The sequence below is a fragment of the Burkholderia oklahomensis C6786 genome, from assembly GCF_000959365.1.
Lineage (GTDB): Bacteria > Pseudomonadota > Gammaproteobacteria > Burkholderiales > Burkholderiaceae > Burkholderia > Burkholderia oklahomensis.
Genome location: NZ_CP009556.1, coordinates 634,255 through 648,356 on the forward strand (window position 1 = coordinate 634,255; position 14,102 = coordinate 648,356).

Sequence of the window (14,102 nt, forward strand, 5' to 3'; positions counted from 1 at the left end):
TTCGGTGGTGTCCGGTATAGGCGTGCGCCAGAATCCTTTCGGTATCGAGATGACGCATTTCGTTTCACGTAACGGATGCATCAATGAATTATTCGAAAATGTTTCATTGGTGTCAGGCCGTTGTCGACGGCATCGTCGAATTCAATCCAAATATAGAGTTAATCATGGAACCGATCGAACAGGTGGCTGCGGAATTGCACAGTCAAATGGCTGAACTCGGACGTCAGGCGAGCGCCGCGGTCTTGCCGGCCGCCGAGCGAGGGCGCGTCGCCGATGACGTGAATTTCGCGAGTGTGTTCTCTCGTGCCGTCGACGACGTCGACAGCAAGCAGACGTTCTCCGCCGAAAAAATGTCCGACGTCGACAGCGGCAGGAGTGACGACCTGATCGGCGCGATGCTGGCGAGCCAGGAGGCGAGTCTGTCGTTCTCGATGCTGACCCAGGTGCGCAACAAGCTGACTGCCGCGATGGACGATCTGCTGAAGATGCAGATCTGAATACGCCTATTCCGTACTCCTAGAAAGGTCAATCAGTGCTCGCAAGACTCAAGGCGGCGGTCGCGGGTCGGCTGCCCGCGTCTCTTTCTGTCGCGCTGCCGTCTCCGGCCACGCTGTCCAAGCTGATGCCGGTCGCCGTGCTAGCGATCGCGCTCACCGCGCTGGCGACGGCTTATCTGCGTTACGACGAGGCCAACTACAAGCCCGTGTTCGGCGCGCGTGAGCCCGTGCAACTCGGCCAGCTCGCGTCCGTGCTGGACGGCGAGCGCATTCCGTATCGCATTCACCCGGACACCGGGCAAGTGCTCGTGCCGCGCGCCGATCTGGCCCGGGCGCGGATGATTTTGGCCGCGAGAGGCGTCACGGGCCAGCCGGCGCCGGGACTCGAACAGATCGATCGCGACGATCCGCTCGGCACAAGCCAGTTCGTGCAGGACGTGCGCTTTCGGCGCGGGCTGGAAAGCGAACTGGCGCAGAGCGTCATGACGATGGAGGCCGTCGAGAAGGCGCGCGTGCATTTGTCGATCGCGAAATCGTCGTCGTTCGTGATGATGGACGGCGAGAAAAGCTCCGCGTCGGTCATGCTGACGCTCAAACCCGGACGGCGACTCGGCAAGGAGCAGATCGCGGCGATCCTCAACCTGGTCGCGGGCAGCGTGCCGAACCTCGCGCCGTCGCGGGTCTCGGTGGTCGATCAGACGGGTGCGTTCCTGTCCGCCCGGGTCGATCTCGACGACGACTTCGGCGATGGCAACGACGCCGCGGCGCGATTCCGCGACGAAACGATCCGTAGCGTCCAGGACCTGCTCGCGCCGACGCTGGGGATCGACAACTTCCGCGTCAGCGTGACCGCGGCGGTCAACAACGATCGGGTCGAAGAGATGCGCGAGCAGTTCGGCGAGGCGCCGAAGGTGACCAACGAGGCGACGCGCGACGAGCAGAACCGCGACCGGATCGCGCTCGGCGTGCCGGGTTCGCTGAGCAATCGCCCCGTCGACGCACCGGCTTCGGCGCCGCAGGCGGACGACGGCGTCCAGCGTCACGCGACGACGCGCCAGTACGCGTACGACCGCAACGTGACGCAGATCAAGCACAGTCGCGGACGCCTCGAAAAGCTGAGCGTCGCCGTCGTGCTGAACAACGCGGTGTCGCCCGCCAAGGGCAAGCCGTGGTCCGCGGAGCAACTCGCGCATATCGAGCAGATCTTGCGAAACGGGCTCGGCATCGACGCACAACGGGGCGATCAGCTCGTCGTGTCGTCGCTCGACTTCCCCGCGCCGAACGCGCCCGAACCGTGGTGGCGGGAACGCGAAACCCTCGAGCAAGGCGGCTGGTACGTCGCGTATGCGATCGGTGCGTTGCTGCTGTACCTGCTGGTCGCGCGACCGTTGCTGCGGACGCTGCAGCAGTGGGCCGGACACCGGTACGGGCGCGGCGCCGCGTCGCCGGCCGTCGCGGCGCCGGCGCTCGCGGGCGGCTCGACGGCCGGCGGCAGGGAGAGCGAGCCGAGCGCGTCCGATGCGGCGTTGCCGGACGGCCGGCCGCGTCTCGCGAACGTGATGCCTTTTCTCGACGATGTCGAACTGCCGCCTGCCGACTCTGGCGTCGAAGTGCTGATCGATCACCTGCGCACACTATCGCAGAAGGCGCCGGAGCGCGTCGCGGAAGTCGTTAAACAATGGATACAAAGCAATGGAAACGCCAGTAGCTGAGATCAACGTGCCCGGCTCGATCGAGCAGGCCGCCATCGTCTTGCTGAGCATCGGCGAAGAGCGCGCGGCCGACGTGCTGCGCTGCCTGTCGCGACCCGAATTGCTGAAGATCACGCAGGCGATGTCCGGCATGGGCGGTGTCAAGGTCGACGCTGTCAAGACGGCGCTACAGCGCTTCTTCGATCAATATCGCGAGCAAAGCGGGATTCACGGCGCGTCGCGGATGTACTTGCAGCGCGCGCTGGATCTCGCGCTTGGCCACGACATCGCGAACACGGTGCTTAACAGTCTCTACGGCGGCAGCATCCGCTCGAAGATGGCGCGGCTTCAATGGGTATCCGCGCGCTGGCTCGCGGATCATATCGTGAACGAGCACGTACGGGTACAGGCGTTGTTCGTCGTGTTCCTGCCGCCTGCGCAGGCATGCGAAGTGATCGAAGCGCTGCCCGCGGAGACGCGCGACGTGATACTCGTCAACGTCGCGCGGCTCGATGAAGTCGAGCACGCACTGCTCGTCGAGCTCGAGGAGTTGATCGAGCTCTGCCTGCAGAACTTGGAGCGGCAGGGCGCGAACGTCGAAGGCGTCCGGCAGGCCGCCGAAATCATCAACCGGCTGCCGGGCGATCGGATGCGGATGCTCGAGCTGCTGCGCGCGCACGATCCCCGCGTGGCGGCCGCGATCGAGACGAGCATGTACAGCTTCGCAGTGCTATCGCGTCAGAGTGACGTCGCGATCACACGGATCATCGACGTGGCGCCGCTCGAGCAATGGGCGATCGCGCTCAAGGGCGCCGATCCGGACGTGTTCGCGGCGTTGCAGCGCGCGATGCCGCGTCGTCAGATTCAGGCGTTTGACGACGTGATCCGCCGCACCGGACCGGTGCCGGTGGCGCGCGTCGAGCAAGTGCGCGCGGACATCATGGCGCAGGTCAAGGGGCTAGCTGATGCCGGCGAGATCGAATTGCGGCTCGTCGAGGAGGATGTGGTCGCGTGAGGACATATCTTCCGTACCGGTTTCCGCCGCTGACCGTTGCGTTGCGACGCGCGGCGTCGCCGCCGCCTGCGTCCGGCGACGCCGACGCGCCGCTGCGCACCGGCTTCGACGAAGGCTTCCGTCAGGGCATGGAGCGCGGTTATCACGCCGGGTTCGAGCGCGGCGAAGCCGACGGGCGCGCGCAAGGCCGCGATGCCGGTCGCGACGCAGGAACGCAGGAAGCGTGCGCGGCGGTCGAAGTCCGGTTCGCCGGGCTTGCGCAGACGATCGACACGATGCTAGAAGGGCTGCATCGCGTGCAGGACGATTATCAGACCGCGCGCCGCACCGAACTGGTGGAACTCGTCGCCAAGGTCGCGAAGCAAGTGGTCCGGTGCGAGTTGGCGCTGCAGCCCGCTCAACTGCTGTCGCTGATCGACGAAACGCTCGGCGCGATGCCGGCCGTCGTCGACGCACCGCAGATCTATCTGAATCCCGATGAGCACGCGCGTCTCGCCGAATTGCTGCCCGAGCACGCGCAGCGCTGGACGCTTCTCGCCGATGCGCGGCTGGAGCCGGGCGAGTGCCGGGTGCGGCTCGGCGACCACGAGGCCGACGCCGGCTGCCGGCATCGGCTCGACGCGTGCGTCGAGCAAGTTCGCGCACAGCTGCTCGGCGCGCCTGACGGCGGCGATGCCGCCGGCGCCGCGCCCGCGAGCGAGCCGGACGCATCTGGGAGCGTCGCATGATCGCGTCCGCCTTGCGTAACCTCAAGCTCGGCGCCGTTCCGGTCGCGCGTCTGACGGGACGCCTGACGGGCGTATCCGGTTTGCTGCTGAAGGCGTCCGGCTGCCCGCTGGAGACGGGCCGGCGCTGCGTGATCGAATCGTCCGGCGGAGACTGGATCGATGCGCAGGTAGTTGGATTCAACCGTGAGGAATCCTACCTCATGCCGTTCAAGAAACCGGTCGGGCTCGTTGCCGGCGCGCAGGTGCTCGCGCGCGATCGGAAAGGCGCGCTGCGCGTCGGCCGCGCGTGGCTCGGACGCGTGATCAACGGGCTCGGCGAGCCGATCGACGGCCACGGGCCGCTTGGCGGCGACCAGGTGCTGAACGAGAAGCCGGCGGCCGTCAATCCGTTGCGCAAGCGCGCGGTACGCGATGTCCTCGACGTCGGGGTTCGGGCGATCAACGGTGCGCTGACGCTCGGCAAGGGGCAGCGGGTCGGCCTGATGGCGGGCAGCGGCGTCGGCAAGAGCGTGCTGCTCGGGATGATGACGCGCGCGACGGCGGCCGACGTGGTGGTGGTCGGCCTCATCGGCGAACGGGGCCGCGAGGTGCGCGAGTTCGTCGAGCATGCGCTAGGCGACGAAGGGCTGGCGAAGGCCGTGCTCGTGGTGGCGCCGGCCGACGAATCGCCGTTGATGCGTCTGCGGGCGGCGGAGCTGTGCCATGCGATCGCCGCGCATTACAGGGACGCGGGCAGCGACGTGCTGTTGCTCGTCGATTCGCTGACGCGCTATGCGATGGCGCAGCGGGAAATCGCGCTTTCGCTCGGCGAACCGCCCGCGACGCGCGGTTATCCGCCGTCGGTGTTCGGCATGTTGCCGCAGCTCGTCGAGACGGCCGGCAATGGCGAGGGGAGCGGCAGCATGAGCGCGATCTATACGGTGCTGGCGGAAGGCGACGACCAGAACGATCCGGTCGTCGATACCGCGCGGGCCATTCTCGACGGTCATATCGTGCTGTCGCGCGAACTCGCCGAGCGCGGCCATTACCCGGCGATCGACGTGACGCGGTCAGTCAGTCGCTGCATGGCGCAGATCGCCGATGCGCGCCACGTCGTGCGCGCAGGACAACTGAAGGAAATGATCGGACGCCACGAACAGGTGCGCGACCTGATTCCGCTCGGCGGCTACGTACAGGGCGCGGATGCGGCGACCGACCGGGCCGTCGCGATGGCCGAGCGCATCGACGCGTTCCTGCGCCAGCCGATGCACGAGGCGGCGTCGTTCGACGAGACTTACGCAGCACTGGAGGCATTGATCGGATGAACGCGCCCCGCATGGTCAAGTGCATCGCCGGGCTCGTGAGCATTCGCGAGGCGGAGGTCGAGAAGCTGACGGCGAGTCTCGCGCGCCAGGAATCCGTGCGCGCCCGCTTTCACCGGAATCTGCATGCGATGCAGACGCTGTTCGACGCGGCGGGTGGCGCGCCGGCCCAGGCCGTGCCGCCGACGCTGCTGCACAACCAGGCCGGTTACCGGCTCGCGATGCTCGACATGATGCAAGCGCACCGGACGGCGTTGCGCGCGCACGAGGAGCACATGCAAGTCGAGCGCCAGTTGCTGGCCGCGACGGCCGCGCGATGCGAGATGTGGCGGCGCGAGCTGCGCAAGCGCGAGCGCCGTTTGGACGCGGCGCGTGAGCGCGGCGAGCAGCGCTCGCAGGATGAACTGGCTGCGCAGGCATGGATCAGGTCTCGCGCGTGAAGGGACGAAAATCCGGCGCGCAGGCGCCGGCCGGGGGCGCGTCGAAGGCGCGCCGATTTTGGGTCGAGAAGGCGAGTGAATCATGATTGACGTAATAGACGATCCGCGGAAATACGCGAAGACTTACGCAGACGGTTACATCGCTAGAGCGAACGATTTGTTGAAAAAGCAGATCGATCGAAACAACGTCTACAGCAAAGGCCTGAAGGCGTTGGACGATGCGTTGAAGGCGTTCCGAAAAGCAAACGAGGAGCTTGTCAAGGGCGGCAGCGTGACGCGGAATTCGGTCTGGCTGTCGAACGATGCGATCGCGAAGGCCACCGCGGCGCCGAACGCAAAGCCGGGCGCTTACGATTTCTACGTCAGGCAACTGGCAACGGCGAATCAGCGCGTGGTGAACCTGCCCGCTTCGATCAAGACAGGGGGCGCGGGCTCGTTCGAGATCACGCTGAATGACGGCACGAAATGCCGCGTGGACATCGAAGCGCTGGGCAAGGACGGCAAAGAGACCCTGACGCCCGAGGAGCTTGCGCGCGCGATCAACGGAAACCGCGAGCTGGACGGCAAGGTCCGGGCCGAGGTGGTCAGCGGGAAGCTCGTGTTGACGTCCGCCGAGACCGGCGAGCAAAACGGCTTCACGATCGACGCGTCGGGGCTCAACGATCCCGATCTGAAGCAGGCGTTCGAAAGCGCGAAGGAAACGAGCAAGGCGCAGGACGCGATCATCCTGCTCGGCGGGGAGAACGGCGTCGAGATCAAGCAGCCGTCGAACGTATTGAATTCGATCGAAGGACTGACGATCACGTTCAACAAGACCGGCGCGGTCACGGTGAAGGTCTCCGCCGACAAGGAAGAAACCGTGAAGGGCGTGCGCGCGTTCGTCGACGCTTACAACGCGTTGATGGACGAGTTCGAGAAACTCACGCGCGCGGGCAATGAGAAAAACAATGAGGCCGGCGGTCCGCTGGAGGCCGACGCGGGCGTCCGCGCGCTCATCAGCCAGATCAAGAACACGCTGCGCAAGAGCATGGACGGCGTCCGCCTCCATGAGCTCGGCATCGAAACGGATCGCAAGGGGCGGCTGAGCATCAACGAAAGCGCGCTCGACAAGGCGATGAAGGACAGCCCCGAAAAGTTCGACAAGTTGTTCGGCAACAAGTCGACGGGACTCGCCGGCAATTTCGACGCGTTGCTCGATACGTGGCTGGACGCGTCGAAGGGGCAGATGAAGAAGCGCATGGAGTCGGTCGAGCATAACGAGAAGAGGCTCGATGCGCAAACCGACGATTTGAAGCGTCGCTACGATCAGGTCTATAACCAGTATGTCAAGCAGTTCACCGCGCTGCAGGCGTTGCAGGCGAACCTGAATTCGACATTGAAGCGGCTCGACGATTTGTTCTCGACGAAGAACAACTAACCGCGCTTCGTGTCGCACGAGCGCTTCGTAAAGGACCGATTGAACGTGGAACACGTTGGATACCGCAGCTATCACGCTGCAAACCTCGAAACGCAGATCGCCAGCGCCTCTCCGGTGCAATTGGTCCTCGTGCTGACCGACGGCCTGCTCGACGAAATGGCGCGTGCGCGCGCCCACATCGAGGGCCGCCGGTATGAGGCGAAGGCCGCGAGCATCGACAAGTGCATCGACTTGCTCAACGGCCTGTCGAGTTCGCTGGACATGGAAGCGGGCGGCGAGGTGGTGGGCAAGCTAGCGGCGCTGTACGACTACTGCGCGCGCCGCCTGAGCCAGGCGAGCGTGGACCTCGACGTCGAGCCGCTCGACGAGGCGGCACGCCTGATCGGCGTACTGCGCGAAGGATGGCAAGGGGCGCGCGATGGCGGCCGGTAGCACGCGCCGCGTAGCGCTGATTGCGCAGGCCCGCGAGTTGACCCGAATGGTCTCGGCTCGCGATTGGGGGCGTGTCGCTCAGGTGCAAGCGCGCCTGCAGCCGCTGCTGGATGCGTGCCGGCAAGACGGCGGATCCGATCGCGGCGAGCGGGAAGCGCTGGCTCATGTCAGACGGGCTTGCGAAGGCGCGATGACGGCGGCCGCCGGCGAGAGCGACGCGCTGGCGCGGCAGCTCGAAGCGATGCGCGCGCGAAAGGACGGATGGATCGCCTACTCGGTGATCAATGGGCTTGAGGACAACGAAACATGAACGCAACGAGTATTCCGTTCGCGGGCCGGGCGGACGCGGGTTCGGGCGAACGCGCCGGCGTGCGCCTGTCATGGACGGAAGGGCCGACGCCGACGCCCGCGGCCGACGGCGCGAGCGCGGGACAGAACGATACGAAGCCCGCGCGGGACGAATCGAAAGAGCCGGCGCGGCCCGATGCATTCGAGCAACTGATGCAGGCGCTGCACGTCTCGGCGGAGGTACCCGCGAGCGTCGCGTTGCCTGCCGCGGCGGCGGCGCCCGCGGGCGAGGCGAGCGGGCTTTCCGTAGCGCAGCCGGCTGAGGCGCGTGCCGTACCGGCCGAGCCGGGCGTCGCGCCGGCCGGGCTGGCGCTGTCCGCGCGCATCGACGGGCCGTCGTTCGGCGTTCATCCGATGGTCGATCGAACCGCCGTGTCGTTGGCCGAGCGCCGCCCGGCACAGGCGGCCTCTGGCGGCGCGACGGCCGTGCCGCGCGCGACGGACGGCGGCGATCGCGCGGCCGACTCGCGTGCGCCTGCCATGCCGGTTTCGCCGGTTGCGCGCGGCTCGGCCGACGAACCGCAACGCGTGCGCGGCGAGCCGCCGTCCGCGCCTCGCGCGGACGCGCGGGCCGGTCAGGACAAGTCTTCAGCGCTCGGCCAGGAGAAGCCCGCCGCCGGCCTCGCGCAGCCGTCCGGCTTTCCGGCGACGAGCGACTTGAGCGGCGCGTCGGGCGCGGTGCGGCAAGCGGCGACGCAAAGCGCCGCCGCGCAGTGGGGGACGCAATTGCTGAACTCGCTGGGCGAGCGCGTCAGCGTACAGGTGCGCGACGGCATCGGCCAGGCCGTGATTCATCTGGAGCCGCAGTCGTTCGGGACCTTGCGTATCGCGATTCGGCACGAGGCGGGTGCGGTGCGGATTCAACTCGTCGCGTCCAACGAAGAGATCGCGCGCCAGTTGCAGACCGTGAGCGAAGCGTTGCGCCAGGATCTCGCCGGACGCCACAACGGCGACGTGTCGGTGGTGGTCAGGCACGGGCAGGGATTCGGTCACGGTGAACGCGAGCCGCAGCGCGAAACGGCGGATGACCGCGACGCACGCCCCGGCATGGCGCTGGCCGAAGCTGACACGGCGGACGACGATGCCCGATTCCGGCTGGACGGTCCGGGCGTCGGCTAACAACAGACGAAGTCGAGTAGATCAATGAGCAAGAAGGCATGGATTTTGACGATGGTGGGCGTGGCGCTGCTCGTCGCCGTCGCGATAGGCGGCAGCCTGTGGGCGTTCCTCTCGTACGAACCGAAAGCGGCGACGGCAGAGGCATCGCCGCCGCCGCCGGACCCGTACAAATATGTCGGCACGGAGCGCATCGTCGTGATGCTGAAACAACCGGACGAGTCGGCTTCCGTTGCGCGTGGCGCCGACGTGCATTACGCGGTGCTGGATATCGTGTTGAAGACCCGGCCCGAGAAAGAAGCGGCCACGCGCGCGCATTTGCTGCTGCTGCGCAGCCTCGTCGTGGAGGCGTTGTCGGGCTACACGTTCGATGCGCTGCGGCGTGTAAACGTCGACCAATTGTCCGGGGTGCTGAACAAGAAGTTCGCTGAGTCTTATCGCAGCCGCCGCGCCGAGATGCCTTTCGAGACGGTGATGATCAGCAAGCTGCTGGCCGAGTGATGCCATGCCGACGCACATCGAGCACGCGACGCCGCCCGCCGCCTATGTCGGGGCGAACGCGACCGTCGAGCAACGCTGGCTGATCGAATATGCGCCGCTCGTGAAGCGTGTGGCGCGCCAGCTTGGTTCGCAGGCGAACGGGGCGATCGCGCTGGAGGACATGGAGCAGATCGGTCTCATGGGCCTGCTCGAGGCATTGCGCCGCTATGGCTCGCCCGACGAGGCGTTCGCGGGATATGCGGCGTTGCGCGTTCGCGGCGCGATTCTCGACGAATTGCGACGGCACGATTGGCGGCCGCGCGCGGTGCGCAACGCCGCGCACCGCGCTCGCGATTGCGAGCGGGCGCTGTGTCGCACGCTCGGGCGCGTACCGACGGCGGGCGAAGTGAGCGCGTCGCTCGGCATCGGCATCGATGAGTATCGCGAAAACGTCATGGCGAACCGGGCGGAAGCGATGGCGAGCTTCGACGAAATGCTCGACGCCGACTGGCTCGCGCACGACGACAACCCGGAGCGCCAGGTGGTGCTGCGTCGCTGTCTCGAACAGGCGTTGACGAGCCTCGACGAACGCGAGCAGCGCGTCATTCAGCTGTACTACGAGTTCGACCTGAGCCTGCGCGAAATCGCCGCCGTGCTCGAGCTCACCGAAGCGCGCGTATGTCAGATCAACAAGGCGGCGCTCAGGAAAATGCGCGCCGCGTTGAGCGACGGCTAGGCGCGCACCGGCGTCGCACGATTCGATTCGGCATCGATTTTTTAGAGAAGCAGACATGAGACTGTCAGGTACGAAAAGCCGCACGCAGGTCCAGCGAGTCGGCGGCGCGGCCGCGTCCGGCGCGCCGAAGGGCGTGGCGCCCGCACCGCCCGTCGAACGTCGGGGCGAGCCGGGCGAGGCCGCGGCGCTCGTCGCGGCGCGAACCGCGCTGCGAGCCATGTCCGATTTCGACGACGCACGCGTCGCGGAATTGCGCGCGGCGCTGCACGCGGGACACATTCCGTTCGACGCCGCGAAACTCGCTGGCCTGATCGAGCAATTTCACGGAGCGAAGCGATGAAACGGAAGGAAGCGTTCGCGCAGCTGTTCAGTGGCATCGAGCGGGACCTCGGCCGCTACCGGCAACTGCACGGCCTGCTGAATCAGCAGTTCGCCGCGGCGCTGCGGCGCGACAGTTCGGCGCTCGCGGCGACCGGTCACGCGATCGTCGCACTGGCCGACGCGCTGATCGACAACCACAGGGCGCGCGGCCGCTGCGCGCGCGCGCTGACGGAGCCGGCGGAGCCGAAATCGATGGCGGACGTCTGCGCCGTATTGCCGGCCGCGCCGTGCGACGCGCTGGCGCGTGAGTGGACGAAGCTGGAAACGCTCGTGACCGAATGCAAGCGGCTCAACCAGCGCAACGCGAGCTTGCTGATGTCGCAATTCGAGATTGTGCAGCGTGTGCTGTACGGCGAGGTCGATACCTATGTTCAAACTTGATTTCCCTGTTTTCGCGTCGAACCCGGCCGATGTGCGCATGCACGCGCCGCTGCGCGGCGAAGGCGCGGAGCGTCACGACTTCCGGGCCGAATTGACGCGGTTGCAGCGCGATATCGCGCGGTCGATCGCTGAAGGATTCGATGCCGACGGCTTCGACGTGGTGGTGTCGGGCGCGGTGTCCGTGCCGGCAGGCTTCGGCGTGTTCGCGTCCAGTCCGGGCAGCTCCACCGCGCCGGACAAGCAGGCGTTTCTGGATGCGGTGTGGCCGTTCGCGCGAACGGCCGGCGCCGCGCTCGGCGTGTCCAGTGATCTCGTCGCCGCGCATGCGGCGCTCGAATCCGGCTGGGGCCAGCGGCCATTGACGGCGGCGTCCGGCGTGGACAGCCACAACCTGTTCGGCATCAAGGCGGGCGCGGACTGGCAGGGGCGAGTGGCCGACGTGCTGACGACCGAGTATGCGGTCGGGCAACCGTTGAAGACGGTCGAACGCTTTCGCGCATATTCGGATTATCGGCATGCGTTCGACGACTACGTGACGCTGTTGAGCGGCAACGCGCGCTACCGCGGCGCGATGGGCGCGGGCGGCGATGCCGCGGCGTTCGCTGCCGGACTGGTGCGGGGCGGCTATGCGACCGATCCGGCCTATGCGGCGAAGCTGAGCCGCGTGGCCGCCGACGTCGCGGCCGCGCGCGGCGTCAATGCGCCGCGGATGGCACGGGGAGACCCACCGGCTCGGCCGTTCCTGCCGCGGTGATCCGCACATCGACGGTCTTGTGGTTCGAGCGGCCGCCGACGCGTACCCGGATGACGTCGTCCTTGCCGCCGCTTTGCATCGCGACGCCGGTGTTGACGATTTCCGCCCGGCCGACCCGCGCGACGACGCGCACGGTCTGCCCGCGCCGGATCAGTTCGGGCGTCTGCAGATGGCGGCGGCGCAGGATCTGCCCGGCGTGCACCGCGCGGCGGCTGGATCGGCCGATCGCATCCTCGGCGCGCGTGACCGTATCGGTGAGCGACGCGATGTCGCGTGGCTCGTCGGCTAGGTCGTCCGCGACGATCGGCTGGCGCGCTTCGATGTCGCGCGCGGCGACCGGAACCGTCGCTTTGACGGTGGCGCGGGCGATCAGCCTGAACGGCGCGCCCGTGTCGGGACAGCGCGCGGTGACGGTCATCCGGCCGAGTTGCCGGGCGTCGCCGATGGAGAAGGTGAACGGACGGGGGCAGGTTGGCAGAGGCGGTTTGGGCGGCAGCACGGCGAGCGTGATCTGCGCGTCCTTCAGGCCGTCTTTGGCGGCCAGCGTCTTTAGTTGTTCGAGCGCGGCCGCGTGCGCCTGCGACTGGATGACGGAAGCGGCGGCCGTACTTGATGCGGGAACGGGCGACGCGATCGCCTGGCTTGCCGGGACGCCGACGGCGAGGCCGGAAACGACGATGTGGAGAAGACGGATGAGACGAGTGTCGGACATGACGGGAGAACGTAGCGCTCGTTCGACCGAAGCGGCCGCAGGAACGGGCGGGTGAGCGAGTGGGAATGGGAGGCATGCAGGCCGGTCGGCGTGCATCGATCGAAGTGTATAGCAAGGAGGACTAAATGGCATTTGATTTGACAGGCGGATTGGATCTGCATCCTGCCGCGCTGAAGTTGCGGGCCGAGCGCACGAAGATGTTGGCGTCGAACCTCGCGAATCTCGACACGCCGGGCTATCAGGCGCGGGATCTGGATTTCAAGGCCAGCATGGCGGCCGCTGCCGGCTCCGGACGGCGAGGCGACGCGTTCGGCGCGGCGCTCGACGGCGAAGCGACGCTCGGCTACCGCGTGCCGTACCAGCCCGCGCAAGATGGCAACACGGTGGAGCTGGGCGTCGAGCAGGCGGCGTTCGCGCAGAACGCCGCCGATTTCCAGACGAGTCTGACTTTCCTCAACCTCAAGCTCAAGGGCCTGCAGGCGGCCATCACGGGCAACGGTTGATCCGACGACCTTTCGACTAAACAGCGAGTTCACCATGAGTTTCAAAGACATCGCCCAGATCGCCGGCTCCGCGATGGCCGCGCAAACGGTTCGGCTCAACACGATCGCGAGCAATCTCGCCAACGCGGACGCCGCGTCGAGCACCGAGGCGTCGACGTACCGCGCCCGCAAGCCGGTGTTCGCGTCGATCTTCAAGGTCGGCGCGGACGGCGAGGTGAACGGCGCGGCAGTGCAGGTGCTCGACGTCGTGCAGAGCACGGAGCCGCTGCGCAAGGTGCATCAGCCCGGTAATCCGCTGGCCGACGCCGACGGCAACGTGCTGTATCCGAACGTCGATCCGGTCGAGGAAATGACCGACATGCTGTCGTCGACGCGCGCGTACTCGACCAATGTCGAAGTGCTCGGGCGCGTGAACGGCATGCAGATGGAATTGCTGAAGCTGGGGCAGTGAGCGCGGGTTCTTCCCGTTTCAACGACGTGAAAGGAGGTCAGGTATGTCGAATTCGATTCAATCGCCGTATTCCGGCAACGACGCGGCGGGCGCGCGCGGCAACAAGACGCCCGCGCCGAATGCCAACCCCGAAGGTTCGCCGGCGGACTTGTTCGCGAAACTGCTCGACGCGCAGATCCGGAATCAGAACCCGCTCGAACCGATGGATTCGTCGCAGTTCGTCACGCAATTGATGATGATGCAGCAGACCCAGGCGATGGAGACCGTCGCCGTGCTGACTAACCAGAACCTCGCGACGACATCGAGCATGCTGGTCGTTGCGCTCGGTTCGCAGGTGGGCGCGGCCGTGATGGCGAAGGCCGATTCGATCGAGATCGGCGACGAGAAGGTGAAAGGCCGGCTGGCGCTCGAGAACGGCGCGTCCAAGGTCACGGTCGTGTTGACGGGCCCGGACGGCGAGCAGCATCGCATCGACCTGGGCGAGCAGCCGAAAGGCGACGTGAATTTCGAAATCGATCCGCAAAAGCACGGTTTGCCGCCCGGCAAGTACAAGGTGAAGGTCGAGACGGGTGCGAAGACGGAGCCGGCGGTCGAGTTCAGCGGAACCCTCGAAGGGGTGCGCGTCGCCGCGGACGGCAAGGTTCGGGTGCGCGTCGCCGGGATCGGCGAGATCGATGTCGCGTCGATCACCAGTTTCATGGGGCGCTCGGTCTAGCCCT

Annotated in this window: 19 protein-coding genes; 17 read left to right on the top strand and 2 right to left on the bottom strand. The window is 66.8% G+C overall.

From position 1 onward, the window contains the following. The first annotated feature begins 83 nt into the window (after positions 1–83). The 12 genes from fliE (at position 84) to BG90_RS20865 (ending at position 10,201) form a co-directional block, all read left to right on the top strand. Positions 84–497, top strand: a complete 414-nt coding sequence (gene fliE / locus BG90_RS20810) for a flagellar hook-basal body complex protein FliE (protein ID WP_374189780.1) — start codon at positions 84–86, stop codon at positions 495–497. Between the two features lie 125 nt (positions 498–622). Continuing rightward, positions 623–2,209, top strand: a complete 1,587-nt coding sequence (fliF, locus tag BG90_RS20815; protein WP_220376971.1) for a flagellar basal-body MS-ring/collar protein FliF — start codon at positions 623–625, stop codon at positions 2,207–2,209. Further along, positions 2,190–3,203 (top strand): FliG C-terminal domain-containing protein, encoded by a 1,014-nt coding sequence (locus BG90_RS20820; protein WP_025990529.1) that lies wholly within the window; start codon positions 2,190–2,192, stop codon positions 3,201–3,203. The genes fliF and BG90_RS20820 overlap by 20 nt, the downstream gene beginning before the upstream one ends. Further along, positions 3,200–3,931, top strand: a complete 732-nt coding sequence (gene fliH, locus BG90_RS20825) for a flagellar assembly protein FliH (RefSeq protein ID WP_010122183.1) — start codon at positions 3,200–3,202, stop codon at positions 3,929–3,931. The genes BG90_RS20820 and fliH overlap by 4 nt, the downstream gene beginning before the upstream one ends. Next, positions 3,928–5,235 carry a flagellar protein export ATPase FliI gene (gene fliI, locus BG90_RS20830; protein WP_010122185.1) on the top strand — a complete coding sequence of 436 codons (1,308 nt, stop codon included), beginning with the start codon at positions 3,928–3,930 and terminating at the stop codon, positions 5,233–5,235. Before fliH ends, fliI begins: the two co-directional genes overlap by 4 nt. After that, on the top strand, positions 5,232–5,672 hold the full coding sequence (locus tag BG90_RS20835; protein WP_025990530.1) for a hypothetical protein: 441 nt from the start codon (positions 5,232–5,234) through the stop codon (positions 5,670–5,672). The genes fliI and BG90_RS20835 overlap by 4 nt, the downstream gene beginning before the upstream one ends. A 160-nt stretch (positions 5,673–5,832) precedes the next feature. Further along, positions 5,833–7,089 carry a flagellar filament capping protein FliD gene (fliD, locus tag BG90_RS20840; protein WP_010111363.1) on the top strand — a complete coding sequence of 419 codons (1,257 nt, stop codon included), beginning with the start codon at positions 5,833–5,835 and terminating at the stop codon, positions 7,087–7,089. Between the two features lie 45 nt (positions 7,090–7,134). Further along, a complete protein-coding gene (gene fliS / locus BG90_RS20845; RefSeq protein ID WP_025990532.1) occupies positions 7,135–7,521 on the top strand; it encodes a flagellar export chaperone FliS in 387 nt (128 codons plus the stop codon). Then, positions 7,508–7,831 (top strand): hypothetical protein, encoded by a 324-nt coding sequence (locus BG90_RS20850; RefSeq protein ID WP_010122188.1) that lies wholly within the window; start codon positions 7,508–7,510, stop codon positions 7,829–7,831. The genes fliS and BG90_RS20850 overlap by 14 nt, the downstream gene beginning before the upstream one ends. A gap of 191 nt (positions 7,832–8,022) precedes the next feature. After that, the gene (locus BG90_RS31185; RefSeq protein ID WP_144411700.1) at positions 8,023–8,988 is read left to right on the top strand and encodes a flagellar hook-length control protein FliK; all 966 of its coding nucleotides are present in this window, start codon (positions 8,023–8,025) and stop codon (positions 8,986–8,988) included. 24 nt (positions 8,989–9,012) lie between these two features. After that, on the top strand, positions 9,013–9,486 hold the full coding sequence (locus tag BG90_RS20860; protein ID WP_010112084.1) for a flagellar basal body-associated FliL family protein: 474 nt from the start codon (positions 9,013–9,015) through the stop codon (positions 9,484–9,486). 4 nt (positions 9,487–9,490) lie between these two features. Further along, complete coding sequence (locus tag BG90_RS20865) at positions 9,491–10,201, top strand: RNA polymerase sigma factor FliA (protein WP_010122221.1); 711 nt, start codon at positions 9,491–9,493, stop codon at positions 10,199–10,201. A gap of 64 nt (positions 10,202–10,265) precedes the next feature. On the opposite strand, the gene BG90_RS38155 is transcribed toward BG90_RS20865, so the two are convergent. Next, positions 10,266–10,526: a hypothetical protein gene (locus BG90_RS38155; protein WP_418230270.1), complete on the bottom strand. Its 261-nt coding sequence runs from the start codon at positions 10,524–10,526 to the stop codon at positions 10,266–10,268. A gap of 11 nt (positions 10,527–10,537) precedes the next feature. Here BG90_RS38155 and BG90_RS20875 point away from each other — a divergent pair, with 11 nt between their 5' ends. After that, positions 10,538–10,963, top strand: a complete 426-nt coding sequence (locus tag BG90_RS20875; RefSeq protein WP_010112087.1) for a flagellar protein FlgN — start codon at positions 10,538–10,540, stop codon at positions 10,961–10,963. Next, positions 10,950–11,717, top strand: coding sequence for a glycoside hydrolase family 73 protein (locus BG90_RS20880; protein ID WP_045568378.1), 768 nt, complete (start codon positions 10,950–10,952; stop codon positions 11,715–11,717). Before BG90_RS20875 ends, BG90_RS20880 begins: the two co-directional genes overlap by 14 nt. Here the strand turns inward: BG90_RS20880 and flgA are convergent. After that, complete coding sequence (gene flgA, locus BG90_RS20885) at positions 11,659–12,429, bottom strand: flagellar basal body P-ring formation chaperone FlgA (protein WP_010112089.1); 771 nt, start codon at positions 12,427–12,429, stop codon at positions 11,659–11,661. The genes BG90_RS20880 and flgA overlap by 59 nt on opposite strands. Positions 12,430–12,554: 125 nt before the next feature. Between flgA and flgB the strand changes: the two genes are divergently transcribed. Genes flgB through BG90_RS20900 form a run of 3 tightly spaced genes read left to right on the top strand, consistent with a single transcriptional unit; the run spans position 12,555 to position 14,098 of the window. Next, complete coding sequence (gene flgB / locus BG90_RS20890; protein WP_025990535.1) at positions 12,555–12,932, top strand: flagellar basal body rod protein FlgB; 378 nt, start codon at positions 12,555–12,557, stop codon at positions 12,930–12,932. 34 nt (positions 12,933–12,966) lie between these two features. Next, entirely contained in the window at positions 12,967–13,383 is a 417-nt protein-coding gene (flgC, locus tag BG90_RS20895) for a flagellar basal body rod protein FlgC (RefSeq protein ID WP_010112091.1), read from the top strand. Positions 13,384–13,426: 43 nt separating this feature from the next. After that, positions 13,427–14,098 carry a FlgD immunoglobulin-like domain containing protein gene (locus tag BG90_RS20900; RefSeq protein WP_010112092.1) on the top strand — a complete coding sequence of 224 codons (672 nt, stop codon included), beginning with the start codon at positions 13,427–13,429 and terminating at the stop codon, positions 14,096–14,098. Positions 14,099–14,102 lie beyond the last annotated feature (4 nt).

What these genes read in the sequence shown, in the direction of transcription:
- BG90_RS20850 (WP_010122188.1), top strand. Translation starts at nt 7,508, where the DNA reads ATGGCGGCCGGTAGCACGCGCCGCGTAGCGCTGATTGCGCAGGCCCGC.
- BG90_RS20835 (WP_025990530.1), top strand. Translation starts at nt 5,232, where the DNA reads ATGAACGCGCCCCGCATGGTCAAGTGCATCGCCGGGCTCGTGAGCATT.
- BG90_RS20875 (WP_010112087.1), top strand. Translation starts at nt 10,538, where the DNA reads ATGAAACGGAAGGAAGCGTTCGCGCAGCTGTTCAGTGGCATCGAGCGG.
- fliF (WP_220376971.1), top strand. Translation starts at nt 623, where the DNA reads ATGCCGGTCGCCGTGCTAGCGATCGCGCTCACCGCGCTGGCGACGGCT.
- fliI (WP_010122185.1), top strand. Translation starts at nt 3,928, where the DNA reads ATGATCGCGTCCGCCTTGCGTAACCTCAAGCTCGGCGCCGTTCCGGTC.
- fliE (WP_374189780.1), top strand. Translation starts at nt 84, where the DNA reads ATGAATTATTCGAAAATGTTTCATTGGTGTCAGGCCGTTGTCGACGGC.
- flgA (WP_010112089.1), bottom strand. Translation starts at nt 12,429, where the DNA reads ATGTCCGACACTCGTCTCATCCGTCTTCTCCACATCGTCGTTTCCGGC.
- flgB (WP_025990535.1), top strand. Translation starts at nt 12,555, where the DNA reads ATGGCATTTGATTTGACAGGCGGATTGGATCTGCATCCTGCCGCGCTG.
- flgC (WP_010112091.1), top strand. Translation starts at nt 12,967, where the DNA reads ATGAGTTTCAAAGACATCGCCCAGATCGCCGGCTCCGCGATGGCCGCG.
- BG90_RS31185 (WP_144411700.1), top strand. Translation starts at nt 8,023, where the DNA reads ATGCAGGCGCTGCACGTCTCGGCGGAGGTACCCGCGAGCGTCGCGTTG.
- BG90_RS20860 (WP_010112084.1), top strand. Translation starts at nt 9,013, where the DNA reads ATGAGCAAGAAGGCATGGATTTTGACGATGGTGGGCGTGGCGCTGCTC.
- BG90_RS20880 (WP_045568378.1), top strand. Translation starts at nt 10,950, where the DNA reads ATGTTCAAACTTGATTTCCCTGTTTTCGCGTCGAACCCGGCCGATGTG.
- BG90_RS20900 (WP_010112092.1), top strand. Translation starts at nt 13,427, where the DNA reads ATGTCGAATTCGATTCAATCGCCGTATTCCGGCAACGACGCGGCGGGC.
- BG90_RS20865 (WP_010122221.1), top strand. Translation starts at nt 9,491, where the DNA reads ATGCCGACGCACATCGAGCACGCGACGCCGCCCGCCGCCTATGTCGGG.
- BG90_RS20820 (WP_025990529.1), top strand. Translation starts at nt 2,190, where the DNA reads ATGGAAACGCCAGTAGCTGAGATCAACGTGCCCGGCTCGATCGAGCAG.